Below are 24,886 nucleotides of genomic sequence, written 5' to 3' on the forward strand. Positions count from 1 at the left end.
CAGTCCTGATAATGAAAGCTGCATTTGAATTTTTGGTAGTCATTCTTTTCTTTGCTACCTATGCCTTAACTAAAAATATTATTCTTGCCACCGAAGTAGCCGTCGCAGCAGGTATTATTCAGGCTGTGTGGTGCCTGTTTAAATACCGGCGCCTGCAAACAATGCAGTGGGTTAGTCTGTTACTGGTCGTCATACTGGGCGGAGCGACTATAATTTTAAAAAATGCGCACTTCATTATGTGGAAGCCGACCGTCCTGTTCTGGGTTATGTCCGCCGGTCTGATGATTTCACATTTGTGTGGTAAAAATGTACTGAAAAGTACCATTGGCAAAGAAATAAATATGCCTGAACCTGCATGGCGTAAACTTACTTATATCTGGGTAGTATTTCTGCTGGCACTGGGTTCGCTTAATCTCTGGGTGGCTTATACCTTTACAGAAGCACAATGGGTTAATTTCAAACTCTTTGGCAGTACCACCATATTATTTTTATTTCTTATTGGACAAGCAGTATATATTAGTCAGTATACTAAAAAGGATGAGTTGTAATGCTGTTTATGTTAATGGCCACTGATGCCGATAACAGTCACGAAGCACGTATGCAAGCACGGCCAAAACATTTGGCGCGTTTAGAAGAACTAAAGGCACAAAACCGTTTGGTTCTGGCAGGCCCCAATCCCCTCCCGGACGATGACAGCCATTTTTCCGGCAGTCTGATTGTTGCCGAATTTGAATCTCTGGATGAAGCTCAGGCATGGGCTGAGCAGGATCCTTACGTTGATGCCGGAGTATTTGAAGAAATTCTCATCCGCCCTTTTAAAAAAATTCTGCCAAATGACTGATATTCAGACTATTATTCAAACGCGTCTGCAAATACTGGCTCCGCAGCAACTGGAACTGACCGATGACAGTCATTTACATGCAGGACATAAAGGTCACAGGGGTGGCGGACATTACAGCCTGCTGATTGTCAGCGATGCTTTTATCGGTTTATCACGCCTGGCCCGACAGCGTAAGATCCATCAATTACTTGAAGATTTATTCAGAACAAATACCATTCATGCTTTAAGCATCAGGGCATGCACAAACATTGAATATTTAACCAGATAATAATCTACTTTATCTACTTAAACTAAAAGAGAGTTAACCATGAAAAAACAATTTATTGCTGCTGCCATTATGTTTGGATTAACCGGTATGGCTGCTGCTCAGACAGTAGTCACTGTTAACGGAACCAAAATTGACAGCAAAGAAGTCGATAACCAGGTAGCCATACTGGTACAGGAAAGCCAGAATCAGATTCAGGATTCCCCTGAATTGCGTAAAAATATTACCAACCGCCTGATTACCCGTATTTTGCTGATTCAGGCTGCAAAAAATCAGAATCTGGATAAAGACCCTGAATACTTGAAAGCATTAAGTCAGGCTGAAGCTGAAGCCAAACGTCTGGGCGATGATAAAAAACCGGGTTTCAAAGAAGAATGGTCTTTCTTTAAAGACAATTTGCTGACTCAGGCCTATCTGGCCAACGTGGCAAAAAACAATCCGGTAAAACCTCAGGATGTAAGTAACGCATATAACGACATGGTCAAATATTACAGCGGCACACAGGAAGTACAATTAGGTGAAATCATTACCCGTGATGCTGATACTGCAAATAAGGCCATTGCTCAGTTAAAAGCGAATAAAAACTTTAGCACTGTAGCTAAAGAATACACTATTGATCCTGCCGGTCGCGAAAACGGAGGCATTCCTAAAGGTTACGTTGCCATTAAAGATTTACAGGAAAGTGCCACTCCGGTTTATAACGCCATTAAAGACCTGAAAAAAGGTCAGTACACTGCCACACCAGTACAGGGTAACAGCAATATATATGCTGTATTCTATGTAAACGATAAGCGCAATGTTAAACTGCCGAGTCAGAAAGAAATGACACCTGTTCTGTCACGCCGTCTGCAAAGCGCTTTAATAGCACAGGCAATTGATCAGCTTTATAAAAATGCAACAATCAAATAATAATTTAACTCTGGTTTGATTGACTAATCAGAAGATAAAATAAGGAATACTCAACATGAAAAAAAGCATTCCTTGGCTGGCCGGGCTGAGTATCATGGCGGCCGGGCTCGCTTTTGCTGATGCGCCCAAAATTGACAGCCAGCGTATTAACGTTATGCTGAAACAGATTGAGCGTCAGATGCAGACTCAGCCAGATGCTCCGGCACCAGATAAGGCAGAAATTCAGAAAGAAATCACCTTGCGCCTGCAATCAGCTGAAATATTAAAAGCTGAAGCTATTAAGGCCGGGCTCGATAAACAACCTGATACTCAGGCTGCATGGCAAAATGTACAGGCACAATTTTATGCTGCCCAGTATGTGGATTATCTGGCTGCCAAAACTGAAATCAACGACAGTGATTTGCGCCGGCAATATGAACAAGTGAGTCAGGAAATCAATTTACTGCCAATTGTTTTTCCAAGCAAAGAAGCGGCTGAAGAAGGCTTAACTAAACTGAAAAAAGGTTTGGCTTACGAAACCCTGTACAAACAGGTTAATCCGGAAGCTCCTGCCAGCAACTGGATGAACCCGCAACAGTTACCGCCTGAATTTGCTCAGTTAGCTTCTCAGCTGAAAAATGGTCAGATATCACCTAATGTTATCAACATTGATGGTCATTTTTTTCTGCTGAAAGTAGCCGGTATGCGTCAGGCTCCTAACGCACCTGCATTTAATCAGATTAAAGAGCAGTTGCGTGAACAGGCCAAACAGCAAAAGGTACAGGAACAAATTAATCAGCTTTTACAAAAAAATGGTATTAGTCTGAATGAACAATAAGTTTTGCTGAAAAATAAAACCGGTACAATCGTACCGGTTTTTTCTATTGTCAGAATATTAATCACCTCAATAAACAAGTTCTGATAACCGACTCTGTTCAGCCCGTTGTTTTTTTTGGCTGATACAGCATTTGTACGTAAGGGATTCCATTAGAAATATAGGGTGTTCCCTGTATCTGAAAATCATGCCGCTGATAAAATTTAAGTACTCGCCGGTCAGCCTCAATTTTAACCGGATATTCAGCATAATGATTTTTTGCGTAATGCAGAATGAGCTTAACCAGCTGATCACCCAATCCGGTACCGCGTACCGTTGGATGTATCACAAACCGTCCAAAAGTAAAGTGAACACCAGCCAGAAACATTCGTGCATATGCCAGTATCTGCCCGTCCCGCTGATAATAAACATGTTTAGCCTGCAAATCCCAATCATCCAGCTCAGGATAAATACGTTGTTGTTCTACTATGAAAGTATCGATACGCAAGCGAGCAATATGAAAAAAATCGTGTGATGAAATTTCATTAAATTTTTTGATACACCACATAACGATTTCCACCTTTTACATTAAAAACAAATATCTGATTATTCACGCCATAACTCTAATCATAATATTAACAAAGTACCAATATCAAATCTTTGAATCAATATTTCAGCTTTATAACAGTTTCTAGCTTAAAATCCGCTCTGTGATCTAATATTATTTTCAATAGAAGCAACCCTTTTAATCAAAATGCACTCGGTTAAGTATTACAAATCCGGTATATTAAATACCTAACCGGCTAAAAACTGAATATTGTGCATAGCACAAACGGATCATCTGCTATTAAAACAGATAATCCGAGCAAATTACCCAGTTAGTTTACTGTCTGGCTGCTTCAATCTGAATATTAATTTTAACATACCGGCTGGCTGGTATGGCCGTCAGATATTCATCGATCCCCCATTGTGAGCGATCAATAATAGCCTCAAAATCACCGCCGCATACCTGAGACTGAGTCATAGGGCTTTTATAACAATTAAATTTAGTTGCCCGTAATGTCACAGGATGAGTGCGTCCAACCATTGTCAGCTGGCCGCGTAATGCTCTGACTTTGCCTTGCTTATCAAAAATCCAGTCTTGTGAAGAAAAACGCAGATTCGGATACTTTGCCGCGTTAAAAAAAGCTTCGCTTTGCAGGTGTTTCGTGAACTCACTGCGGCCAGTATCCAGAGTACTGAGCGGGATAGTTATATCTACAGAGCCAGTTTTCGCACCTGCATCATATTGGAGTTCACCATTAAGATTATAAAAACCACCCACATTACTGGAGGTTGCAAAGTGATCAAGTGTAAAACGGGCATTGGCATGCAAAGGATCGATTTTATAATTTGCAGCTACAGCCGGCACGGTTATTCCCAGCAACGCTGCCATCAAAATACTGGCCAATTTATTCATGAAGAAACACCTCTAAACATTAGTCTGACAGCAACAATATTAACGTGAATAACCAGATAACAACATCTCGAAGAGTAAAAATATTATTTCTTATCATGAAATAATTACAGGATATTCATCTACTTTTAACTAAACAGATAATTTTACCTGTTTCATTATTATTGTTTTACCAGTCAAATACAGCGATCGACTCCACATGTGCTGTTTGCGCAAACAGATTCATAATACCGCCGGCGCGATAACGGTAACCGCGCTTAACGAGTAAACCTGCGTCTCGTGCCAGAGTAGCCGGATCGCAGGAAATATAAACTATCCGGCGTGGTAACAGCCGCTCCTCAATTTCATTTAAAGACTGTATCAATGCCTGAGCACCTGCACGTGGCGGATCAAGCAACCATTTATGCGCATAACCCAGCTCACGCAGACGCTGCGTACTCATAGCAAAAAGATCAGCCTGCTGAAAACGTACAAGTTTGGCCAAACCATTATGCCTGGCATTACGCGCAGCACGCTGACACATGGCAGCAACACCCTCAATACCCAGCACCTCTGCCTGCATCCGTGCAATCGGTAAACTAAAATTCCCTAAACCACAAAACCAGTCAATAATCCGCTCGCCGGCACATGGCTGCAACCATTGCATTGCCCGCTGTACCATAAGCGCATTAGTCACATGATTAACCTGAGTAAAATCTTCAGGCTGATATGGAATCTCAATTTGATATTCAGGCAGACGATAAGCAAGAACCGAAGTCGCAGATGAAGATATTAAAGTGGTTTTATTACCTTTTTGTAACCAGCACTGCCACACATAACCGCTTTGCTGCTGTAACTGTTGCAGCAGACCATCAATCTGCATACGCTTGGCCTGGTTTAACTCATCAGCCAGTATAGTGAGTGCGATAGCATCATTACCCTGATGCAGCATAATGCCCTTAACCGTATTTGCAGACCAGTTTTGTAAAAACAGCTTAATTGGTTTTAAAGCTTTCGACATTACCTCAGGTAATACCAGACAATAATCAATATCTATAATTGCATGGCTTTGTCTGGCCTGAAAACCCAGCTTTAACCGGCCTTTATCATAGACTGCACGTAATCGCACTCGTTGGCGATAATGCCATGCTAAGCCATAGACAGGCGGCATCAGTTCATCAGGCAAAACCTTACCCAGACGCCGCATCTGACTTAGCCATGCACGCTGTTTTAGTGCCACCTGAGCAGTAAACTCAATATGCTGGCTGTTACAACCGCCACAATGAGCATAATAATCACAAGGCGGTTGTACACGAGCATTAGCCGGCATCAGTATTCGGCTAATTCTACCTTCAGTATAGGATTTTTTTATCCGCACCGGCTGCCATTCTACTAATTCACCCGGTAATGCCTCATCAATAAATACCGCCTTACCGTCTACCCGGGCAACGCCGCGGCCTTCCTGATTCCAGTCTGTAATTTGTGCTGTAAATCGTTGTTCCAAGCTATAACCTCAAGCCAGAAATGAACTTAAATAAATTTAATTGTATTTAATTTCTCACATTACAGACAAATTACGTTATGATTATATCCATATTGCCATACTGGATTTTAAGAATAATGTTAAAACCAATACTTTATGCAGTGGCCACTACCCTTATCTCCACAGGTGCATATGCTGCCATTCCCATGCCTGACTACGCAGTACCCAGTCAAGGACAGCAAGTTATCCTGAATGTTCCGCAACTGCGGCTATTTCTGTTTCAGGACGGAAAATTAATTAAAACTTATCCGATAACTGTAGGTAAAGCCAGCACACAAACACCGCTGGGTGAATACAAAATTGGTGCCAAAGTATCTAATCCTACATGGAGTGTCCCGCGCAGTATTCAAAAAGAAATGGCGGCAAGCGGTAAAGCCGTACAAAAATCTGTACCACCCGGCCCGAATAACCCGCTTGGTCCCGTATTTGTCCGTCTCGGTGAACCGCGGCTGGGGCTTGGCATTCATGGTACCAATGTACCCAGCAGCGTACCTGGTGTACGCAGTCATGGCTGTGTGCGTTTACGCAGCCCGAATGCACTGGATTTTGCCGCAACAGTACAAAGCGGTGCTGATGCTGCCGTCATTTACCAGCAGGTATCAGTTAACACAGATGAACAAAATGATATCTGGATTGCCGTTTATCGCGATCCTTATAATAAACGAAACCTGAACAGAAAGCTCTTAAACCAGAGTATCAGTTCATGGGCAGAACAGCATCAGCTTCGGGTTGACCAGCAACGTTTAAACAATGCTCTGGGCAAACCGGCCAATACTTTGATTTGTCTTACCTGCAGTACGGGCAAAACCAAAGTTAGCGGCAATCTGAGCTCACTACAGTGGACAAGCGGTAAAGGTGAAACTGTAGAATTCAAAAACGTTAATCCAGACAATATCAATTCTAAACAGGAAATCACACCAGAAAGCAGTAGTATTGAAGTAGATGAGGACACGGACGAAACACCTAAGCAACAAAATATTACTCCGTTACATCCAACCACCACACCTGCAAAAAAACAACCCACATCAGTAAAGAAGGTTCCAATTACTACCATTCCTGCCTCATCCGATGAGGGTTTTGATTCTCTGATGTAACATCGGACTAGCAGTTTAACTGATATATAAACTCAGTTTTAAGGAAGATAATTTTCCAGCAATTGCCATAAAACTGCCTTGTCTGAAGATTTAAGCCGCTTCAGCCGATATTCACATCGTGCTGCAGCGGCTTTAGTAATGTTCCGGCAAATCAGACGCATCTCAAGTGGCGGATACATGCGTGTATATCTTGCCCCCTTACCCGCATAATGCGCCTGCCAGCGCTTTAACGGCCGATTGGTTATCCCGCAATAAAATGTATCATTAGCACAGTATAAAAAATAGACAGCCCAATCAGCATCTGTCTGAGGTAAGGGTGGTAATGCATTCAGAACAGATGCAGACAAAATCAGCTTCATAGTTCAGTATAAACCGCAATCTCGGACTGATTGAAATTCAGTTATTCCAAACTCCGGTAAAAATTATGATATACAGCGTGTTAATAATAAACACACTTAATTCACAGCAATAAAATAATATGATTTTAAGCAAAAACCGATAATTTCAAATTTTACAGATACTGAATACAGGCCGAACACCTGGCCGCGCTTCGCCGATGTTCTTAAACATTTACCAATAACACATAAAATTTAAAATAATTATTTTTATCATACACTCAGACAAGAGAGTACTTATCGTACATAAATACGCTCAATTTTTCGGTTTACACTCAGAAACTCACCTGTACCGCCTCATCGCCTAGCAAGGTATACAGTTCATCAAATAAGGTAGCCTCAGGCTTGATAAGCCAGTTTCTATCCGCACGCAATTCACCATATGCCTGCTGATGCCGGCAGCAAAATTTCAGTGGCACATGAGCCTGCTGTTCACGGTATGGTTCCAGTAATCTGGCCAATTGTCCGACAGGAGTATCTGCAGTAATGTGTAAATGCAGACTGCGTGCATAGCGGGCGCTGGCTTGCGCCAGCGTGAATGCATCATCAGCAGTGATACGTAATCCGTCACCGCCATTGTATTCATCAACAGCAACCTTACATTCCATAATCAATACCTGATCTGCTTTCAGGCTGGCTCCGTATTCTTCCAGTGCCTGCCCCGCTACTACAACTTCCTGTTTAGCGGTACCATCCTCAAGCTGCACCACAGCAAATTTGCCGCGTTTTCCCATAATATAGCGGACACCGGTAACAAATCCGGCTACTTTCTGCTTATTATTAGACGGTTTCAGTGTTGCCAGTTTGCTGCTAACCAGTGCACGTACTTTATCAGCATATGGTTCGAACGGATGGCCGGAAAAATAAAAACCCATTGCCTGCTTCTCTTCGGCCAGCTTTACCGCCAATGACCATGGTGCCACCTTTTCCATTTGTAAAGGCTCTATAGCATCTTCAACCATATCGAACAGCCCGCCCTGATTCGCATTGGCAGTCACCTGCTCAGCATTCTCCATCGCCAGACCGATATTGGCCAGCAACTGAGCCCGATTCGGATTCAATTCATCAAAGGCACCGGCGCGCACCAAAGCTTCAATCGTACGGCGATTCAGATGCTGGCGATCTACTCGCTGACAAAAATCGAATAAATCTGTAAATGCGCCACCTGTTTCGCGCGCACGTACAATGGCCTCTACAGCACCTTCGCCAGTTCCCTTAATTGCTCCAAGTGCATAACGAATCTGTTTTTTATTATTCGGGGTAAACCGGTAAAAGGATTCGTTAATACTCGGTGGCAGGAAAGTAATCCCGTTTTCAATACCATCATCAACAAAAATTTTCAGCTGATCCGTGTTAGTCAATTCACTGGACATCGTACCGGCCAGATACTCAGCCAGATAATGGCATTTAAGCCATGCAGTCTGATAAGACACCAGAGCATAAGCCGCAGCATGCGATTTATTGAAACCATAACCGGCAAACTTTTCCATATAATTGAAAATTTCATTGGCCGTTTGCTTATCTATGCCTTTTTCAGCGGCACCAGCCTCAAAAATGGCGCGATGCTTCACCATTTCCTCAACTTTTTTCTTACCCATAGCACGACGCAGCAAATCGGCACCACCCAGTGTATAGCCGCCGCAAACCTGTGCCGCCTGCATTACCTGTTCCTGATAAACCATCACCCCGTAAGTAGAATTTAATACCGGTTCAAGATTGGGATGCAGATACTCTACTTTTTCCTCACCATGCATACGCCGGATAAAATCCGGAATCAGATCCATCGGCCCCGGACGATACAGAGCCACAAACGCAATAATTTCTTCAAATTTGGTCGGACGTGCTGTCACCAGCATCTTTTTCATACCCACCGACTCAAACTGGAATACTGCTGTTGTATTACCTCTGGCAAAAATACTGGCATACGTCTCTGCATCGTCCAGCGGAATATGATTAACATCAACCTTCTGACCAGTGGTTTCCAGAATAAATTTTTGCGTCATTTCGATGATGGTTAAGTTGCGCAGTCCGAGAAAATCGAATTTCACCAAACCAATCTGCTCAACATCATCCTTATCAAACATCGAAACCGGAGACGCATCATCACCGCTTGCCTGATAAATCGGGCAAAAATCGGCAATTTTTCCCGGAGCCATCAGCACTCCACCTGCATGCATACCCAAACCGCGCGTCAGATCTTCCAGTTTCAATGCCAGCGTCATTAGCTCTTCAGCTTCTTCTTCCTGCAAGAGTTGCCGGATTTGCGGTTCTGCTTCCATTGCTTTTGTCAGACTGAGTGGTTTATTTGCTTCAACCGGTATCAGTTTGGACAAACGGTCACACAAACCAAACGGTAAATCCAGCACACGCCCGACATCGCGTACTACAGATTTCGACGACATCGTACCGAAAGTAACAATCTGACTGACCGCAGGCACACCATATTTATGGCGTACATACTGAATAACCCGACCACGGTTTTCCTGACAAAAATCGATATCGAAGTCTGGCATTGATACCCGTTCCGGGTTCAGAAAACGTTCGAACAGCAGGTTATAACGCAACGGATCCAAATCAGTAATTTTCAATGAATACGCCACTAGCGAACCGGCCCCGGAACCACGTCCCGGACCTACCGGACAGCCATTTTGCTTAGCCCAGTTAATAAAGTCCTGCACAATCAGAAAATAACCAGGAAACTGCATCTGAATAATAATTCCCAGCTCATAATCCAGTCTTTGCTGATATTCCGGCATTTTGTGTGCCCGTTCAGCTTCATCCGGATACAGAAATGCCATGCGCTCACGTAATCCTTCATTACTCAGCTGAACCAGCAGATCGTCCAGCGTCATCCCTTCCGGTGTCGGAAAAAGCGGCAAATAGTTTTTCCCCAATGTCAGCGTCAGATTACAGCGTTGAGCTATAGCCACCGTATTAGATAAAGCTTCAGGTATGTCGGCAAAACGTGCCGCCATCTCTTCAGGCGTAACAAAATACTGACTGGGCACAAAATCATGCGGACGGCGTTTATCGGCCAGTACATATCCGCTGGCAATACAAACCCGTGCTTCATGTGCCTGAAAATCATCAGTATCCATAAACTGTACCGGATGAGTTGCCACCACGGCTATCTGATGTTCAGCCGCCAGTGCCACACTACCGGCTACCACTGCTTCCCATTCCGGCCGCTCAGGCAAACGCTGAACTTCGAGATAAAAACCATCACCAAACCATTGCCGGTATTTAATTAAAGCTTGTGCAGCCAGCTCAGGTTTCTGTGACAGTAAAGCCTGACCAATTTCACCATACTGTGCTCCGGATAGACAGATTAAGCCAGTATTGTCTCCTTCTGCCAGCCACTGCTGACGTACTATTGCCTGATGTGGATTGCGGTCTTCACCCACATAAGCATTTGTCAGTAACTCATTCAGACGCAAATAACCTGCATGATTTTTAACCACAAGCATCAGACGAAAAGGCTTGTCCGGCTGTTCCGGATTCTCCAGACGCACATCTACCGCCATAATCGGCTTGATTCCCGCATTACGGCATGCCTTATAAAATTTCACCATGCCAAATACATTCATCAGGTCGCTGATACCTAATGCAGGTATTCCCAAAGCACTGGCTCTTTTAACTGCCTCTTTAATCCGTACAATACCGTCTTCGATAGAAAATTCAGTATGCAGACGCAATGGAACATAGGAAAAATTTTTGGACATAGTACTTTTCATACCAGAACAATTATTATCTGGTTTATCCGAAATAAAATGAGAGAAAACCGGCCGGCTGAACTTTCAGCTTTCTAAGCAATATACTGAAAATTACAAATAACAGCATTCAGTGGATCAGCCAGTGCACAAGCACATTATTACAGCGTTAATTTTACCTGATTTGTTCAAGTAAACAGCAATAATCTGGGTTAAAAACTGGCTAGTTGATTATTCAGCAGTAGTAAAGCGGGTAGTAATATAAATATACAGACCAAAAAGCATTAATTCATACTTCTACAGTTGAAAGAAATATATCCGGCCACCAAACTACCCATAAAACCTTTGTCATTCAACTAAGCCGCCGGAGCTTGGAAATTCAGCGAGTGCTACGCAGCTAACCGACACATCCGGCAAATCGCCTAATGAAAACAGGCTGCCTGAATCATCAGACAGCCTGTTTATGAAAGTTTCCCCCGCAGGTGCCGGTTTGGACGCCATCCGCTTGAACCTTGAGGACAAGGCTGGCAGTATCGAATGGCTTCGGGTTCATTCACAGGGAATGCTCACGCCCACCATTACCCAACCGCCAAAAAAGCGAATTATTGGTTCAAAGGAATATATGTCCTTACGAACACCGCAGGGGAAGAAAACTTTATTTTACCACAAGTGTGAGTGTACTTTCACACAACTGTATCATATCCTGCATTTTACGCTCATAATCGCCAATTGCCAAATTTCCGTGCACGGTCAGTTTGAGCAGATCGTGAGCCAGATTGAGCGCAGCCATAATTACAATTTTATCTGTTTCAACAATTCTTCCGGAACTCTGAATAGCAGTAATTTTTTCATTCAGCATTTTTACTGCCTGCATCAACGTTTCGTGTTCACTTCTGGGCGTGCCTATATTAAAAGGACGACCAAGAATTTCCACACGAACCTGTTGAATTTCATCCATTTAAATCCTCCTGCATTTGAGGTAGCCGTTGCAGCAGCCGCAGCAGCTCATCACTGGATGCTTTCACTACCGAAGTAGTGCGGTTCTTTTCAGCAATCAGCCCGTCAATAGTAGTTTGCATGCTTTCCTGTAAATGAAATTTTTCCTTCTCATGCTGACTACGTATCCGTTCACGTTCTAACTGAAAATCTTCATTTTGTTTGTGTAACTGTTCTTTTGCAGTTGCCAGCTGCTGAGTCAGCTGATGTTTTTCTGCCAAAAGAGAATTGAATTGTATTACCAGCCGCTTAACACTATCTTCCAGTTGTTCTAATTGATTTTCCATTCCCTACCCGCTTCCGTCCTTAATTAATGCAGCATGAATTACCTGATTTCTCAGTACTGCTAATCCGGTTTTTTTTCGTTATAACAAATAATTATTATTCCGCTTTAGGCGCTCTTTCCATCAGAATTTCTGCCATTGCCTGTACCTCAGTACGACCATGAAACAGCTGTTTCAGGATATTGGCAATCGGCATATCAACCCCCAGTGAATCCGCCTGCCTGCAAACCTCTTCTACAGTATATACACCTTCGGCGACATGTCCAAGTTCAGTTAATGCTTCAGGCAGTGATTTACCCTCTGCCAGCAATAAACCTACCCGGCGATTACGCGACAGTGATCCCGTACAGGTAAGAATCAAATCCCCCATACCGGACAAACCCATTAACGTTGCTGCCTGACCACCCAGAGCATGATTCAGACGCGATATTTCTGCCATACCCCGTGTCATTAATGCCACTTTAGCATTAATCCCGTAGTGCAGACCATCTGCAATCCCCGTTGCAATAGCCATGACATTCTTTACCGCCCCGCCTACTGCCGCCCCGATCACATCAGCATTCGCATATAAACGCAAAACAGTATTATTCAGTGCAGCCGCCAGAGACTGAATCCAGGCAAAATTTTCCGATGCCAGCGTAACAGCACAAGGTAACTGCTGAGCCAGTTCCTGTGCAAAACTTGGTCCGGACAGCACACCGATGCAGTTATTCTCGGGCATAACCTCTGCCAGTACCTGCTGCGGTAACAAGCCGGTTTGCTGCTCAAATCCTTTACAGGCTGCAATAACAGGTACTTTACCCATACCGGCCTCAACCAGCTTCCGGGCACTTTCCCGCAAAGCAGATACCGGTGTGGCAATAATGATTAAATCTGCCGGCGCAAACGCATCAACAGCAGAAAGGTTTTCTGGCAGAACAAAATCAGGCAGATACCGTTTGTTTACCCGCTCCTGCTGTAATTGCTGCACATGCCGGATATTGTGTGTCCATAACCAGACCTTGTGTGCATGCAGAGAAAAGTGAATGGCAAGAGCCGTTCCCCACGCTCCTGCACCCAGCACACCAATATTCATGTCAAATATTCCCTTTAACAAACTATCAGCAAATAACTGCCCTGTTTCTCAATACTTTCAGAAGCCAGATAACTTACAAATACGGCATTTCATTCATTACCGGCACAAACAGCTTTAACGAAACATATTGTATCCAAAAACTCAGACTCAGGTTGCCTGAAATACCGTACCAAATTAGCAGAATACAGCTGATTCACATCATGCACCAGTCTGCAAAGAGCGCTTCGGGTATTAATCCGCTCAATTCAATCATAGCTGCATGAATAGAAAAACACAGGCTGCCTGTTGTCAGACAACCTGTGCTCATAAAATACATTTAAAAATGATTAATCCTCAAAGCGTTTGAACGCCAGTGAACCATTCGTACCACCAAAACCAAACGAATTGGAAATAGCTGCACGAATCGGCAAATCACGCGCCTCATTGGCGCAATAATCCAGATCACATCCCGCTTCAATATCCTGTTCAAAGATATTGATTGTTGGCGGAGATTTTTGGGTATGAATAGCCATTACTGTATATACCGCTTCCACACCGCCGGCACCACCCAGCAGATGGCCGGTCATGGATTTAGTTGAATTCACAACCAGTTTTTTAGCATGCTCACCCAAAGCCAGTTTTAATGCATTGGTTTCATTTACATCACCCAGCGGGGTCGATGTACCATGAGCATTCACATAATCAATATCTTCAGGATTTAAACCACCGTCTTTCAGAGCACGTGTCACACCCAGTGCTGGCCCCTCAGTATTGGGCGCAGTAATATGATATGCATCTGAACTCATACCAAAGCCCACCAGTTCAGCATAGATTCTGGCACCGCGTTTACGTGCATGCTCATATTCCTCCAGCACCATTACCCCGGCACCTTCACCCATCACAAAGCCGTCACGCTGTTTATCCCATGGTCTGGATGCTGTAGCCGGATCATCATTGCGGGTTGATAATGCTTTCATTGCAGCAAAACCACCTACACCCAGCTCACAAATAGCCGCCTCTGCCCCGCCGGCTATCATAATATCTGCATCACCATACTTAATCAGACGGGCAGAATCACCAATACTGTGCGCACCGGTGGTACAGGCTGAAACCATACCATAGCTCGGTCCCTGATAACCTTTAAGAATAGTAACATGACCGGAAATCAAATTAATCAGAGAACTGGGAATGAAAAACGGATTAATTTTACGTGCCCCGTGTTCCACAACAGTCCGTGCCGTTGCTTCAATCGCAGGTAATCCACCGATACCGGCACCGATATTCACCCCTACCCGGGTTTTATCCAGCCCTGGTATGTCATCCAGCCCGGCATCTGCAATTGCCTGCATCGCAGCAGCTACACCAAAATGAATAAACGAATCCATTCTGCGTGCTTCTTTTGCGCTGATGTACTGAGTTACATCAAAATTCTTAACTTCACCGGCAATCTGGCAAACTAAAGACGAAGCATCAAAATGGGTAATAGTGCCAATGCCGCTTTTACCTGCAAGTAGATTTTGCCATGCTGTGGTTACATCATTACCCACAGGAGATACCTGACCCAGGCCGGTAATGACTACTCTTTTTTTACTCATAATTTTGCTCGTAAGAAAAAAACCTCTACCGAATCAGACGAAAAAAGCGCCTTATTTCGACAGAGGAATTTGAATTTGACCAACACTAAACGGAATTAATTCAAGTGAGCGCCAACAAAGTCGATAGCTTGTTGTACGGTAGTAATTTTTTCAGCTTCTTCGTCCGGAATTTCGCAACCAAAAGCTTCTTCCAGAGCCATTACCAATTCAACGGTGTCCAGTGAGTCAGCACCCAGATCTTCCTGGAAAGAAGATTCATTTTTTACTTCAGCTTCACTCACGCCTAATTGTTCTGCAACAATCTTTTTCACACGTTGTTCGATATTATTATCCATTGACTGATCTTTCTTTTCTTTGCCCGGCAGTAAGTGCGGACAGGGTTAATTGAATAAATCAACTTTTTTAGTTGTTGATATTATTGTACCTAATAAAAATAGAGTTTTCCATTTAAATTGTTTTTTGCCGTCTTTTCCGTGGTTTTCAGTGATTTTCACCGCACTTTTACTTATCACCCAAGTGCAAATTTAACAGCAAGCGGCAGCCATATTAGCACAGCCTGATTTTTTGCGACAAGCAATATGATTTATATTGAATCATTATTAACAATAGTTTTATATAAAAAATTCATAATCAGAGCCAGCTCCGCTGCTGTATTTTCCTGTGTCCCGCCACCAGCATGCCCGCCAGTATCAGGTGCTGCCAGCCATACCCGCTGCTTCAGCTGCCGCAGACGTGCATAGAATTTCAGTGCATGTGCCGGATGCACACGATCATCGTGCCGGTTAGTAGTAATCAATGCCGGCGGATAGTGTTGCAAATCACCCAAATTATGATAAGGAGAAAGCAGCTTTAATGCCGGTCTTTCCAAAGAATTTTCAGGATTTCCGTATTCATCAATCCACGAAGAACCTGCTGAAAGATAAGGGTAACGCAACATATCTGTCAGTGGCACTTCGCACACCATTGCTCCCATACTCTGCGGCTCACGGCAGAAAGCAGATGCTACTACCAGACCACCATTACTACCGCCCTGTATCGCTGTATGTGCTGCCACAGCTCGATGATGTTTATATAAATCATGCAGCACAGCCAGCAAATCACCAACACTGATATGTTTATTAATCCCTTGAGCAGCCTGATGCCATAATGGTCCGAATTCACCTCCGCCACGGACATTTGCCAGCACAAAAGCATAGCCTCTGGCCAGCCAGTGCCTGCCAATACTGCCCAGATAATACGGCAGTTGCGGCATAGCGAAACCACCATACACATAAACAATTGTTGGCGTATCCTCACCGATTTGTTTACCAACATGAAAATAAGGAATAAATGTGCCATCAGCTGCAACTGCATTAAATTGCCGTACCTGCATTCCTTGCGGATTAAATTGCCGTGGCTGGCGGCGCATAACACACAACTCACCCAGATGTATATCCAGCGTATATAAAGTCAGAGGCTCAAGAAAATTACTGATTGCCAGATACACCACATCACCGCCCCACGGCTGATCAGTAATTTCCAGTGCACCTTCCGGCAAATTCGGCAAAGTAATTTCCTGCCAGCGGCTATCTGCAAAATGCCACGCCAGCAAACGGCTATGCACATTATCCAGTATGGACACCAACACAAACCGTCGTGTAGTTTCAATATTTTCAATAGCCTGAGTTTCAGTTGGTAAAAAAATCAGCTCAGCCGCGCCAAGCTCACCTTTATGCAACTTCACTGCCACCAGACTGCCTGCCGGATAGGATTTATTTGCCCGCTGCCAGTCACTGCGTAACTGCACCAGCAATTGCCCGTACAGATAACCCATCAATTCACAATCATCCGGCAATCCCAGCGGTTTAACACTAAAATCAGCCAGTACCTGATAATACTGTTTGTGATAAAACCCTTCTGCTGCTTCAAGTAAATCAATCGGTGCGCCCTGGCTATCCAGATAACGCCAGGCATTAACCATCATGCCTTCTGCGGCCATTTCCAGTATCGGCAGTGCTTCCGCAAAAGATTGTCCGCGGCGCATCAGCCACACTTGCCTGGGATAGCCCGTCTGCGTTAACTGCCGCTCATCCCAGGCCGGACATACCCATACGCTTTCAGTATCACGCCAGCTAATAATGCTTTTACTGAGCGGAAAATGAAAACCGCCTTCGACAACTTTACGCTCAGCCAGATTAAATTCGATTGTATAAGCAGCATCAGATCCGCCCGCACTCAGACTGATTAATACATGCTCCGGTGCCTGCACATAATGAGCCACTCCCTGTAAGTACACATCATCGTTAAGCAGAGAATCAAAATCAGCTACTGAAAACAAAATTTCCCATTCAGGCAAGCCTGCACGATAACTGGCCGCAGAACATACCCTGTACACACCCTTCGGAAATTCCGCTGACTGATAAAAATGATACATACGTGCACGGTGTTCCTGACAAAAAGGAATTTGCTGCTCATCCTGCAACATAGTCACAATATCATCACGCACCGCTGTATATTCATCACTCGATGCAAACTCAGCCTGAGCAGCTGCATCTGCCTGGTGAATAAAAGTCTGAGTTAGTTCACTATCCAGGTCTTCAAAATGCACAAAAGGATCAGCATCTGTCATCTTTATTTTTCCAATAATTTATATCTTTTAATCCATATAACACTTCTGATATAGCAGACTGTTTATCTGGCCGGACGAATCAGACGGTATACAGATATAAATATAAACAAATAGGGCAGCCCAGACAGGCTGCCCTATTATTTAAATAAAATCAACAATATAATTTCATTATGCTTTTTACTAGCCACACACATTCGTATATACGATGTACAAAATATAAATTGTTAATTTTTATATGGTGCCGACAACGAGAATCGAACTCGTACGACCTGAGGTCACCACCCCCTCAAGATGGCGTGTCTACCAATTTCACCATGTCGGCAATTAACTGTAAAAACTGTTTATTCCGGTATCAGCGGTTTTTGTGCCGGTTTTGCCGGTACGGCTGGCGCACTGGCAGGTGTAGCTGCCGGTACTACTACCTGTTGCTTCGGTTTCACATTACTAAAATCCAGCCCGCTGTGCCGGTGTGTGGAAATATAGCCTAAAGCTAAACAGGTAACAAAGAATACAGTAGCAGCAATTGCAGTGCTGCGACTGAGGAAATTTGCATTGCCGGCTGCACCAAAAACACCCTGAGCACTACCGGAACCAAATGCCGCGCCCGCATCAGCACCTTTGCCCTGCTGCATCAGCACCAGCACAATAACACTCAGCGCCGCGAAAATATTCACGATTAAAATAAGGGTTTTAAATGCTTCCATGATATCAACTTTTATCAAGCAGGCGCATATGCAGCCTGAATAATAGCGGCAAAACTGTCAGCCTGCAATGAGGCACCGCCAACCAAAGCACCGTCAACATGTGACACAGCCAGAATTTCAGCCGCGTTGCCCGCATTGACACTACCGCCATAAAGGACGCGGATTTTAACATCTTTACCACATAAAGACAAGATTTGCCGGTAAATTAACTCATGCATGGCGGCAATCTGTTCTGTAACCGGAACTTTCCCCGTCCCTATAGCCCATACCGGCTCATATGCCACCGCTACTTCACTCAGATCTGCCTCTGCCAGCAAAGACAACTGTGCAGCTACTACCTGCTCTTCCTGTCCGGCATCCCGTTCGGCAAGTGTTTCACCGACACACAAAATAGGCAGCAATCCTGCTGCAATACTGTTCTGCATCTTTTCCAGCAGAATAGTATTATCTTCCTGAAAATACTGTCTGCGCTCCGAGTGTCCGACCAGCACAAACTGTGCTCCGACATCAGCCAGCATCTGTGCACTTACTTCACCGGTAAAAGCACCATTAACAGCAAACCGGCTGACATCTTCCGCGCCTACAGCCAGTGCTGTATTGGCAGCAAATTCTCTGATACCGGCAAGATAAACATTCGGGGCGGCAATACCACAATATACCTGTGCCGCAGCCGCGTTTACAGGTTGAAACAATCCTTGCAGCAGCGTGCGGTTAGCTGCATTACTGCCGTTCATTTTCCAATTGCCTATTACCCACTTTTGCTGCCACATATATTTTCCCTTAAGACAAATAACATGCCAAATCTGAGCGTATGGCTATGACAGAAAGCTATTATTCATGCCATAAATTAGCTTCAGCTTTAAAATGGCGGCATTGTAACGGAAAATTACCATCTGTGCCTTATCATTACTCAGAATTAAGCACATGTTTAACTGCAACTATACACATTTAACCCAAGGTAAATATTGTCTTAACTTCATCAAAATAATTCTGTTGACCAGATTTATTCTTTCTATCTTCTAATAGAAAGAAAATAATAGAAAACAGCCATAAGGAAATCTACTTATCTGCCAAAAAAAACAGATAAAAACAAATTAAAAACAATTATCTTATATCGTATTGAATAAATAGCCGTATGATTTTTTCCATGCCAGAAAAAGCATCAGACATGATTCTGTCTGACTACCTGTAATCCGAACAGCAGAATTGATTCACCAATACCCTACTGCCGCACCGTAAATAGTTTTATAATTCACTTAAACTATATTCGTATACAATAAGCCTAATAACAGAGCATATTGCTTTCTAAACCTACTTACTATTTCACCCGCCCGGCGGGTATCAGCATTTCGGAGCAGACATGGATTTCAATACCGCCCGCTATAACATGGTTGAGCAGCAAATCCGTCCTTGGGACGTATTAGATTTTGATTTACTGGATGTCCTGTCCGACATTCCGCGTGAACGTTTTGTCCTGCCTCAGCAGCAGGAAGTAGCCTATACAGATCAGGCTCTCGGGCTGGCTAACGGTGGCAAAATGCTTGAACCCAAAGTCGTGGCCAGAATGATTCAGGCACTGAAACTTAATCTGACCGATACTGTAGTAGAAATCGGCACAGGTTCCGGCTATGCTACAGCCATACTGGCAAAAATGGCAGGTAAAGTAATCAGTGTTGATATTGATGCTGAACAACAACAGCGCGCCCAGTTAATACTTAGCGATATGGACTATACCAATATCAGCTATAAAACCTGTGATGGCTTGGCGGACAAACTCCCCGGCGCACCGTTCAGTGCCATTTATGTTGGCGGTTCATTACCCAAACTACCTGATTTATTACTGGATCAGCTGGCAGAGGATGGGCGCATGGTTGCTATTATCGGTGAAGCGCCGGTAATGCGTGCTATTTTATTTGAACGTCAGAATAATCAGCTTAGAGAAACTGTTTTATTTGAAACTGTAGCACCAGCTCTACATAGCTTAGAAATACCTGCACCAAGTCAGTTTAAATTCTGAACAAACTTTAATTCAAAATAAGCAGCGCAATTTATCATTTTGAAAATTGTGCTGCTATCAGAAAATTCTTTTTTTTAAGGCAATATACACCTGACAGGCTATCAATAATCATCCGCAAACTTTAATTAATATCAGTATTTAACAGATAAATTTATTTTTTATTTTTTTGTCTGATACTACTTTAAATAGCAATCCCGGCAACCATAAGCCAGTATATTGAAAAACAGCAACACATTGTTTTAAAAACTGTAAAATAAAAAAGATATTCCGAAATTTCGAATACTTATTTCATTGCTCTGGTAATATTTAAAATAATTTTATCTTCAGGAGCAGAATCATGCCTTATCAAACCCGCGCAGACTTACCGGCAGCAGTAAAACAGGCATTGCCTGAACATGCACAGGATATTTTCAAAGAAGCTTTTAATCACGCAATTCAGGAATATCAGGATCCGAAAAAACGCCGCGATAACAGCGATGCCGAAACCATTGCATATAAAGTTGCGTGGGCGGCAGTAGAAAAAACTTACCATAAAGGTAAAGATGGCAAGTGGCAGCCCAAATAATCTTTGTGATTGCCTTAATACCACCAGCAATAATCTGCAAGAGTAAACGACAAAAAAGCAGCACAAACCTGCATTTAAGGCAATCAATTTGTTGATTCTATTTTAATTACACTGTCGGGATGCAGGTGTAAGTCTCTTTTCCAAAGCATAGTGTGTATCTCAAATGATAATTATGAGAACACATTTCTTTTACCATCCTGACCGCCAGACTTTTTCCTGCTAAATGAAGTACTAGTCAATATTACATTTCATGTATCAAACCAAAACCTACTTAGGTTTTATTTTCTTTCAGTTATCGTCTGATAACTATCAACCATCACTAGAACAAAGTATAGTGATTATATATATGCCATTTAACAAAACATTGTCGTAATTAGCGCGGTATAGGCATTACTTTCCTCTAAAACCACATACTGAGACAGTGAATTTCTTATTAGAAATAGGACATACTAAAAAGTCAGACAGAATAAACTGAAAAGAGATAAAACCATGATGGAGTTTCAAAACGGTTTTGTCAGAAACTTTCAAATGAAGATTTTTATCACCATTTTAGCAAGAGCTTTAAATTATGAATGCTGACTCAGTTTAAGACAAAAAACAAACGGAAGATTTTTGATTAAATAATATAATCGTAACAATCTAAACGCTTAAATTACTCTTACTATAGTAAGAGAATACATTGAGGTAGATAACTTATCCAATTTTATGGTTGAATACGTACGAATAGAATCTGAGAAATAAATCAGTTTCTATAATTTAAACCATAAATGACATTACATACATCAGTTTATAATATGAGCATCCAAACATTGAACGCTGTTCAATTGCAGCAATGGCAACAGCAAAGTCAGGATTTTGTCTTACTCGACGTTCGGGAAGATAATGAAGTTCAGTATGCAGCCATACCCGGCTCTATACATATTCCGATGAATATGATTCCGTTACGTCAGAATGAATTACCGGATGATAAACCCATCGTCTTATATTGCCACCTTGGTATGCGCAGCATGCAGGTAGCTTTATATCTGCAGGAAGCCGGCTTCGAAAATCTCTATAATCTCAACGGCGGTATCAATGCATGGTCACATGAAGTAGATGCAAGTGTACCAACCTATTAATTATCAGCATTGACATTTTAAATTGAAAAGCTCCTTAATTCACGGAGCTTTTTTTGGCACAGTAAAATTCTAATTATTGTCAGAATACATAGTAATTACTGCTTTTTACTCCTCTTACCCTGTGACAATACCACACCACTTAGTGTCAGCAATGTACCTGCAGCAGCAATTAAGTTAAATGATTCTTTCAAAATAAGTACCGCACTGATTATTGTAATAACAGGTACTAAATAAATATAAATACTGATTTTAACAGCCCCGACCAACTTAACTGCATAATTCCATGAAACAAAGCAGATTGCAGAAGCACCTACTCCTAAAAACAGGATATTAAGCATATTAACTGGCTTGTAAAAACGTACTAGTCCCCATTCAAAATTAAATAAATACAATGCAGGCAACATCAGAATCAAACCATAAAAAAAGAAGCGTCTGGTAAGTAAAATAATATTGCAATCAAAACTGCTGCTTTTTTTGGTTAAAATCGAATAGCCAGCCCAGAACAGACAGGCTACAACTGCCAGAAAATCACCGAGCGGATTCAGAGAAAGAACAAACTTACCATTAAAACTAATTAAGACCACACCAAAAACTGCCAGCAGACAGCCAATATAAAAACGCAGAGAAGGTGTTTCTGCTTTTAAAAAGAACATCGCTAAAATGGCGGTAAATACCGGAGCCAGACTGGCGATTACCCCCACATTAGAAGCTGTTGTATAAGTTAATGCAATATTCTCACACAAAAAATAGCAGGTGACTCCACAAAAACCGGCAGCCATAAACAAAAGCTCTTTCCTTATGCCCTGCCAGCTCAAAAAATGAGGAGCAAGAATCCACAGAGTAAAGTAACCCAGCATAAATCGGAAAAATAGAATTTCTATAGGTTTAAATTCTGCTAGTAAAACCTTGGTGGAAATATAGGTTGTTCCCCAGATAAATATCGTAAACAACGCAATCAAATGTCCCTGGGCTTTTTTTGACACTAGCATGAAAAATCTCTCTATTTATACAAATCAAATACCATCAGAATTTTTTTATCCAAAACAGTTTGAACTTTTATTGATATTAAATTAAATAATTAATAAATTTTTTCCGGTAAGGCAAATGGTTCAGAATGTATTACTCAATATCTTTGTAACAATATGATAGATAATTATGAATACATTATGATAGCAACAATTATAATTTGATGATTAAAGAATGTAACAGGTTATTTAAAATCAAATATCTTTATCAACAAAAATAATTGATACACATAAAATTTAAGGGCTTTTAGCAAAACTAAAAGCCCTTAAAAAATTCTGGTGCACCCAACAGGGATCGAACCTGTGACCTCCGGCTTCGGAAACCGACACTCTTCCAACTGAGCTATGGATGCTGATAAATATTAAGAGTGGCAGATTTTAGCCCAAATCAGACAATTTGGCAAAAGCAATCTATACCCATATAACATAAAAATTATCCTCCTCCTGTTTCTAAAAAGCAACCATATGAAATTAAATATTTTATTCATATTTTTATTCAAACTGGTAATAATCACACAAAATGAGAGATTAATTGCAGTAAATTTGGCATACGTAAAATTTTTGTGCTATGTTTAATAACTTTGGTGCATTAAATTTTGTTTTATAACAAAGAAATATCCCTACAGACAGCTGTCAGGTCTGTTTAACAGGCCACATATATGTATTCTGATTCATGCTCATTTATACGTCCTCTTCCTGCCAGTACTGCACTGGATGTTATTGGTGATGTGCATGGCGAGTGGGAAGCTTTACAGCAATTATTGCATTTTCTCGGTTATGATGAGAACGGACGGCATAAACATGGCAGAAAACTGGTATTTGTCGGCGATTTATGTGATCGCGGACCGGATAGTCCGGCTGTACTCGAATGGGTAATTCAAGCAGTCGCAGCTGAAAATGCATTTACCATTATTGGCAATCATGAGCTGAATTTATTGATTGATGATCCTAAAGACGGTTCGGGCTGGTATTTTGACAACCGTCCGCAGGACGAAACATATTTTGCACCATGGCAGCATTATCCGAAAGACAAGCGCAGGCAACTACAGGAAACCATGGCACAATGGCCATTGATTCTGCAACGCGACGATTTACGCATTGTACATGCCGCATGGCTGCCGGAAAGCATTGATAAACTGATTCATTGTGGCGAAAAATCTCTGATTAAACAGTATCACTACTGGGAGAACCGTTTTTTTGATGATTTCCGCCAGACTGAATGGTACGAATCTTATATACAGGAAACACAGCAGCTAAAAACAGAACTGGAAGATGAAAACTACACCATGCCATTTCAGCCCGGTGTTGCTCATTATGATTTATTACGTAGCTGCCATAATCCCATACGTGCACTGACCAGCGGTATTCAGGCTTTAACTCAGCAACCATTTTATATAAACGGCCGCTGGCGATTTACAGTAAGAAAACCGTGGTGGCAGCAATATACTGATCCGGTGGCGGTAATTATCGGGCATTACTGGCGCAGCTGGTATGGTACAGCAGGCGTGGCCGAACATCGCAAAGATCTGTTTCTGGAACCGCCAACTCACTGGCTGGGTAAACAGCAACAGGTATTCTGTGTGGATTTTTCCATAGGTGCCCGCTGGCGTGAGCGCAAAAATGCCATCTTACCGGCAGACAGCCGGATGCATCTGGCCGCATTGCGCTGGCCGGAAAATCTTATCATGTTAAATAGTGGTAAATACTGCCCTGCTCAACGCAATCGCTGAATAATCCTGCCAGTCAACAATACATTTGTTATAATGAACGTTTTTACAGCAAAACAGTATATGCAAAAAGGATAATAACTCCGGCAAATGCTGTTTATACATTAATCTGCAATCCACTTTGGTATAGCACACTGGACATTGTTTCAGATGGTGCCGTTGCATCATTATGCCGGTATCAGAGTAATGAATGTATGCCGGATACTGC

Annotated in this window: 24 protein-coding genes, 2 tRNA genes and 1 other RNA gene; 10 read left to right on the forward strand and 17 right to left on the reverse strand. The window is 42.5% G+C overall.

Annotated features, from left to right (window positions below):
- Nucleotides 1-11 precede the first annotated feature (11 nt).
- The 5 genes from H3V01_RS07490 to H3V01_RS07510 are packed head-to-tail and all read left to right on the forward strand — an operon-like array spanning nt 12 to nt 2,832.
- Entirely contained in the window at nt 12-548 is a 537-nt protein-coding gene (locus H3V01_RS07490) for a septation protein A (protein ID WP_025331378.1), read from the forward strand.
- Nucleotides 548-841: a YciI family protein gene (locus tag H3V01_RS07495; RefSeq protein ID WP_025331379.1), complete on the forward strand. Its 294-nt coding sequence runs from the start codon at nt 548-550 to the stop codon at nt 839-841. The genes H3V01_RS07490 and H3V01_RS07495 overlap by 1 nt, the downstream gene beginning before the upstream one ends.
- Nucleotides 834-1,109 carry a BolA family protein gene (locus H3V01_RS07500; protein ID WP_025331380.1) on the forward strand — a complete coding sequence of 92 codons (276 nt, stop codon included), beginning with the start codon at nt 834-836 and terminating at the stop codon, nt 1,107-1,109. The genes H3V01_RS07495 and H3V01_RS07500 overlap by 8 nt, the downstream gene beginning before the upstream one ends.
- Nucleotides 1,110-1,148: 39 nt before the next feature.
- The gene (locus H3V01_RS07505) at nt 1,149-2,015 is read left to right on the forward strand and encodes a peptidylprolyl isomerase (protein WP_025331381.1); all 867 of its coding nucleotides are present in this window, start codon (nt 1,149-1,151) and stop codon (nt 2,013-2,015) included.
- 55 nt (nt 2,016-2,070) lie between these two features.
- Nucleotides 2,071-2,832 carry a peptidylprolyl isomerase gene (locus H3V01_RS07510; RefSeq protein ID WP_041881155.1) on the forward strand — a complete coding sequence of 254 codons (762 nt, stop codon included), beginning with the start codon at nt 2,071-2,073 and terminating at the stop codon, nt 2,830-2,832.
- 97 nt (nt 2,833-2,929) lie between these two features.
- Here the strand turns inward: H3V01_RS07510 and H3V01_RS07515 are convergent, their stop codons facing one another.
- The 3 genes from H3V01_RS07515 to rlmD form a co-directional block, all read right to left on the reverse strand.
- A complete protein-coding gene (locus H3V01_RS07515) occupies nt 2,930-3,376 on the reverse strand; it encodes a GNAT family N-acetyltransferase (protein ID WP_025331383.1) in 447 nt (148 codons plus the stop codon).
- A gap of 315 nt (nt 3,377-3,691) precedes the next feature.
- Nucleotides 3,692-4,267 carry a YceI family protein gene (locus H3V01_RS07520; protein WP_084587169.1) on the reverse strand — a complete coding sequence of 192 codons (576 nt, stop codon included), beginning with the start codon at nt 4,265-4,267 and terminating at the stop codon, nt 3,692-3,694.
- A 166-nt stretch (nt 4,268-4,433) separates the two neighbouring features.
- Nucleotides 4,434-5,747 carry a 23S rRNA (uracil(1939)-C(5))-methyltransferase RlmD gene (gene rlmD, locus H3V01_RS07525; protein ID WP_198186385.1) on the reverse strand — a complete coding sequence of 438 codons (1,314 nt, stop codon included), beginning with the start codon at nt 5,745-5,747 and terminating at the stop codon, nt 4,434-4,436.
- A gap of 116 nt (nt 5,748-5,863) precedes the next feature.
- Here rlmD and H3V01_RS07530 point away from each other — a divergent pair, with 116 nt between their 5' ends.
- Nucleotides 5,864-6,880: a L,D-transpeptidase gene (locus H3V01_RS07530; protein WP_198186386.1), complete on the forward strand. Its 1,017-nt coding sequence runs from the start codon at nt 5,864-5,866 to the stop codon at nt 6,878-6,880.
- Between the two features lie 38 nt (nt 6,881-6,918).
- On the opposite strand, the gene H3V01_RS07535 is transcribed toward H3V01_RS07530, so the two are convergent.
- The 12 genes from H3V01_RS07535 to tpiA form a co-directional block, all read right to left on the reverse strand.
- A complete protein-coding gene (locus H3V01_RS07535) occupies nt 6,919-7,227 on the reverse strand; it encodes a GIY-YIG nuclease family protein (protein WP_025331387.1) in 309 nt (102 codons plus the stop codon).
- Nucleotides 7,228-7,550: 323 nt separating this feature from the next.
- Nucleotides 7,551-10,997 (reverse strand): DNA polymerase III subunit alpha, encoded by a 3,447-nt coding sequence (dnaE, locus tag H3V01_RS07540; protein ID WP_198186387.1) that lies wholly within the window; start codon nt 10,995-10,997, stop codon nt 7,551-7,553.
- A 457-nt stretch (nt 10,998-11,454) separates the two neighbouring features.
- Nucleotides 11,455-11,634: non-coding RNA, 6S RNA (gene ssrS, locus H3V01_RS07545), on the reverse strand.
- Nucleotides 11,635-11,640: 6 nt separating this feature from the next.
- Nucleotides 11,641-11,943, reverse strand: a complete 303-nt coding sequence (locus H3V01_RS07550; protein WP_025331389.1) for a cell division protein ZapA — start codon at nt 11,941-11,943, stop codon at nt 11,641-11,643.
- On the reverse strand, nt 11,936-12,268 hold the full coding sequence (locus H3V01_RS07555) for a hypothetical protein (protein ID WP_037393362.1): 333 nt from the start codon (nt 12,266-12,268) through the stop codon (nt 11,936-11,938). The genes H3V01_RS07550 and H3V01_RS07555 overlap by 8 nt, the downstream gene beginning before the upstream one ends.
- 94 nt (nt 12,269-12,362) lie before the next feature.
- Nucleotides 12,363-13,340 (reverse strand): NAD(P)H-dependent glycerol-3-phosphate dehydrogenase, encoded by a 978-nt coding sequence (locus tag H3V01_RS07560; protein ID WP_198186388.1) that lies wholly within the window; start codon nt 13,338-13,340, stop codon nt 12,363-12,365.
- A 326-nt stretch (nt 13,341-13,666) separates the two neighbouring features.
- The gene (gene fabF / locus H3V01_RS07565) at nt 13,667-14,914 is read right to left on the reverse strand and encodes a beta-ketoacyl-ACP synthase II (RefSeq protein WP_025331392.1); all 1,248 of its coding nucleotides are present in this window, start codon (nt 14,912-14,914) and stop codon (nt 13,667-13,669) included.
- A gap of 95 nt (nt 14,915-15,009) precedes the next feature.
- Nucleotides 15,010-15,249 carry an acyl carrier protein gene (gene acpP, locus H3V01_RS07570; protein WP_025331393.1) on the reverse strand — a complete coding sequence of 80 codons (240 nt, stop codon included), beginning with the start codon at nt 15,247-15,249 and terminating at the stop codon, nt 15,010-15,012.
- Between the two features lie 248 nt (nt 15,250-15,497).
- A complete protein-coding gene (locus H3V01_RS07575; RefSeq protein ID WP_198186389.1) occupies nt 15,498-17,522 on the reverse strand; it encodes a prolyl oligopeptidase family serine peptidase in 2,025 nt (674 codons plus the stop codon).
- Between the two features lie 236 nt (nt 17,523-17,758).
- Nucleotides 17,759-17,844 (reverse strand) — tRNA-Leu (locus H3V01_RS07580).
- A gap of 19 nt (nt 17,845-17,863) precedes the next feature.
- Entirely contained in the window at nt 17,864-18,226 is a 363-nt protein-coding gene (secG, locus tag H3V01_RS07585) for a preprotein translocase subunit SecG (RefSeq protein ID WP_025331458.1), read from the reverse strand.
- A 14-nt stretch (nt 18,227-18,240) separates the two neighbouring features.
- Complete coding sequence (gene tpiA / locus H3V01_RS07590; protein WP_198186390.1) at nt 18,241-18,996, reverse strand: triose-phosphate isomerase; 756 nt, start codon at nt 18,994-18,996, stop codon at nt 18,241-18,243.
- Between the two features lie 590 nt (nt 18,997-19,586).
- On the opposite strand from tpiA, the gene H3V01_RS07595 reads away from it, so the two are divergent.
- From H3V01_RS07595 to H3V01_RS07605, 3 genes are all read left to right on the forward strand, one after another.
- Complete coding sequence (locus tag H3V01_RS07595) at nt 19,587-20,243, forward strand: protein-L-isoaspartate O-methyltransferase family protein (RefSeq protein WP_037393349.1); 657 nt, start codon at nt 19,587-19,589, stop codon at nt 20,241-20,243.
- A gap of 337 nt (nt 20,244-20,580) precedes the next feature.
- Nucleotides 20,581-20,808, forward strand: coding sequence for a ChaB family protein (locus tag H3V01_RS07600; RefSeq protein ID WP_025331461.1), 228 nt, complete (start codon nt 20,581-20,583; stop codon nt 20,806-20,808).
- A gap of 794 nt (nt 20,809-21,602) precedes the next feature.
- Nucleotides 21,603-21,926 carry a rhodanese-like domain-containing protein gene (locus tag H3V01_RS07605; RefSeq protein ID WP_198186391.1) on the forward strand — a complete coding sequence of 108 codons (324 nt, stop codon included), beginning with the start codon at nt 21,603-21,605 and terminating at the stop codon, nt 21,924-21,926.
- Between the two features lie 95 nt (nt 21,927-22,021).
- On the opposite strand, the gene H3V01_RS07610 is transcribed toward H3V01_RS07605, so the two are convergent.
- Both H3V01_RS07610 and H3V01_RS07615 read right to left on the reverse strand, forming a co-directional pair.
- On the reverse strand, nt 22,022-22,915 hold the full coding sequence (locus H3V01_RS07610; RefSeq protein ID WP_198186392.1) for a DMT family transporter: 894 nt from the start codon (nt 22,913-22,915) through the stop codon (nt 22,022-22,024).
- A gap of 313 nt (nt 22,916-23,228) precedes the next feature.
- Nucleotides 23,229-23,304, reverse strand: a tRNA-Arg gene (locus H3V01_RS07615).
- Nucleotides 23,305-23,610: 306 nt separating this feature from the next.
- On the opposite strand from H3V01_RS07615, the gene H3V01_RS07620 reads away from it, so the two are divergent.
- The gene (locus H3V01_RS07620) at nt 23,611-24,681 is read left to right on the forward strand and encodes a metallophosphoesterase (RefSeq protein ID WP_198186393.1); all 1,071 of its coding nucleotides are present in this window, start codon (nt 23,611-23,613) and stop codon (nt 24,679-24,681) included.
- Nucleotides 24,682-24,886: the final 205 nt, after the last annotated feature.

The organism is Snodgrassella sp. M0351 (genome assembly GCF_016100575.1).
Taxonomy (GTDB): Bacteria; Pseudomonadota; Gammaproteobacteria; order Burkholderiales; family Neisseriaceae; genus Snodgrassella; species Snodgrassella alvi.

What these genes read in the sequence shown, in the direction of transcription:
- H3V01_RS07500 (WP_025331380.1), top strand. Translation starts at nt 834, where the DNA reads ATGACTGATATTCAGACTATTATTCAAACGCGTCTGCAAATACTGGCT.
- H3V01_RS07605 (WP_198186391.1), top strand. Translation starts at nt 21,603, where the DNA reads ATGAGCATCCAAACATTGAACGCTGTTCAATTGCAGCAATGGCAACAG.
- fabF (WP_025331392.1), bottom strand. Translation starts at nt 14,914, where the DNA reads ATGAGTAAAAAAAGAGTAGTCATTACCGGCCTGGGTCAGGTATCTCCT.
- H3V01_RS07610 (WP_198186392.1), bottom strand. Translation starts at nt 22,915, where the DNA reads ATGCTAGTGTCAAAAAAAGCCCAGGGACATTTGATTGCGTTGTTTACG.
- tpiA (WP_198186390.1), bottom strand. Translation starts at nt 18,996, where the DNA reads ATGTGGCAGCAAAAGTGGGTAATAGGCAATTGGAAAATGAACGGCAGT.
- H3V01_RS07575 (WP_198186389.1), bottom strand. Translation starts at nt 17,522, where the DNA reads ATGACAGATGCTGATCCTTTTGTGCATTTTGAAGACCTGGATAGTGAA.
- H3V01_RS07550 (WP_025331389.1), bottom strand. Translation starts at nt 11,943, where the DNA reads ATGGATGAAATTCAACAGGTTCGTGTGGAAATTCTTGGTCGTCCTTTT.
- H3V01_RS07495 (WP_025331379.1), top strand. Translation starts at nt 548, where the DNA reads ATGCTGTTTATGTTAATGGCCACTGATGCCGATAACAGTCACGAAGCA.
- H3V01_RS07555 (WP_037393362.1), bottom strand. Translation starts at nt 12,268, where the DNA reads ATGGAAAATCAATTAGAACAACTGGAAGATAGTGTTAAGCGGCTGGTA.
- acpP (WP_025331393.1), bottom strand. Translation starts at nt 15,249, where the DNA reads ATGGATAATAATATCGAACAACGTGTGAAAAAGATTGTTGCAGAACAA.
- H3V01_RS07595 (WP_037393349.1), top strand. Translation starts at nt 19,587, where the DNA reads ATGGATTTCAATACCGCCCGCTATAACATGGTTGAGCAGCAAATCCGT.
- H3V01_RS07620 (WP_198186393.1), top strand. Translation starts at nt 23,611, where the DNA reads ATGTATTCTGATTCATGCTCATTTATACGTCCTCTTCCTGCCAGTACT.
- H3V01_RS07490 (WP_025331378.1), top strand. Translation starts at nt 12, where the DNA reads ATGAAAGCTGCATTTGAATTTTTGGTAGTCATTCTTTTCTTTGCTACC.
- H3V01_RS07560 (WP_198186388.1), bottom strand. Translation starts at nt 13,340, where the DNA reads ATGAATATTGGTGTGCTGGGTGCAGGAGCGTGGGGAACGGCTCTTGCC.
- H3V01_RS07600 (WP_025331461.1), top strand. Translation starts at nt 20,581, where the DNA reads ATGCCTTATCAAACCCGCGCAGACTTACCGGCAGCAGTAAAACAGGCA.
- H3V01_RS07505 (WP_025331381.1), top strand. Translation starts at nt 1,149, where the DNA reads ATGAAAAAACAATTTATTGCTGCTGCCATTATGTTTGGATTAACCGGT.
- H3V01_RS07520 (WP_084587169.1), bottom strand. Translation starts at nt 4,267, where the DNA reads ATGAATAAATTGGCCAGTATTTTGATGGCAGCGTTGCTGGGAATAACC.
- H3V01_RS07530 (WP_198186386.1), top strand. Translation starts at nt 5,864, where the DNA reads ATGTTAAAACCAATACTTTATGCAGTGGCCACTACCCTTATCTCCACA.
- H3V01_RS07510 (WP_041881155.1), top strand. Translation starts at nt 2,071, where the DNA reads ATGAAAAAAAGCATTCCTTGGCTGGCCGGGCTGAGTATCATGGCGGCC.
- dnaE (WP_198186387.1), bottom strand. Translation starts at nt 10,997, where the DNA reads ATGTCCAAAAATTTTTCCTATGTTCCATTGCGTCTGCATACTGAATTT.
- secG (WP_025331458.1), bottom strand. Translation starts at nt 18,226, where the DNA reads ATGGAAGCATTTAAAACCCTTATTTTAATCGTGAATATTTTCGCGGCG.
- H3V01_RS07515 (WP_025331383.1), bottom strand. Translation starts at nt 3,376, where the DNA reads ATGTGGTGTATCAAAAAATTTAATGAAATTTCATCACACGATTTTTTT.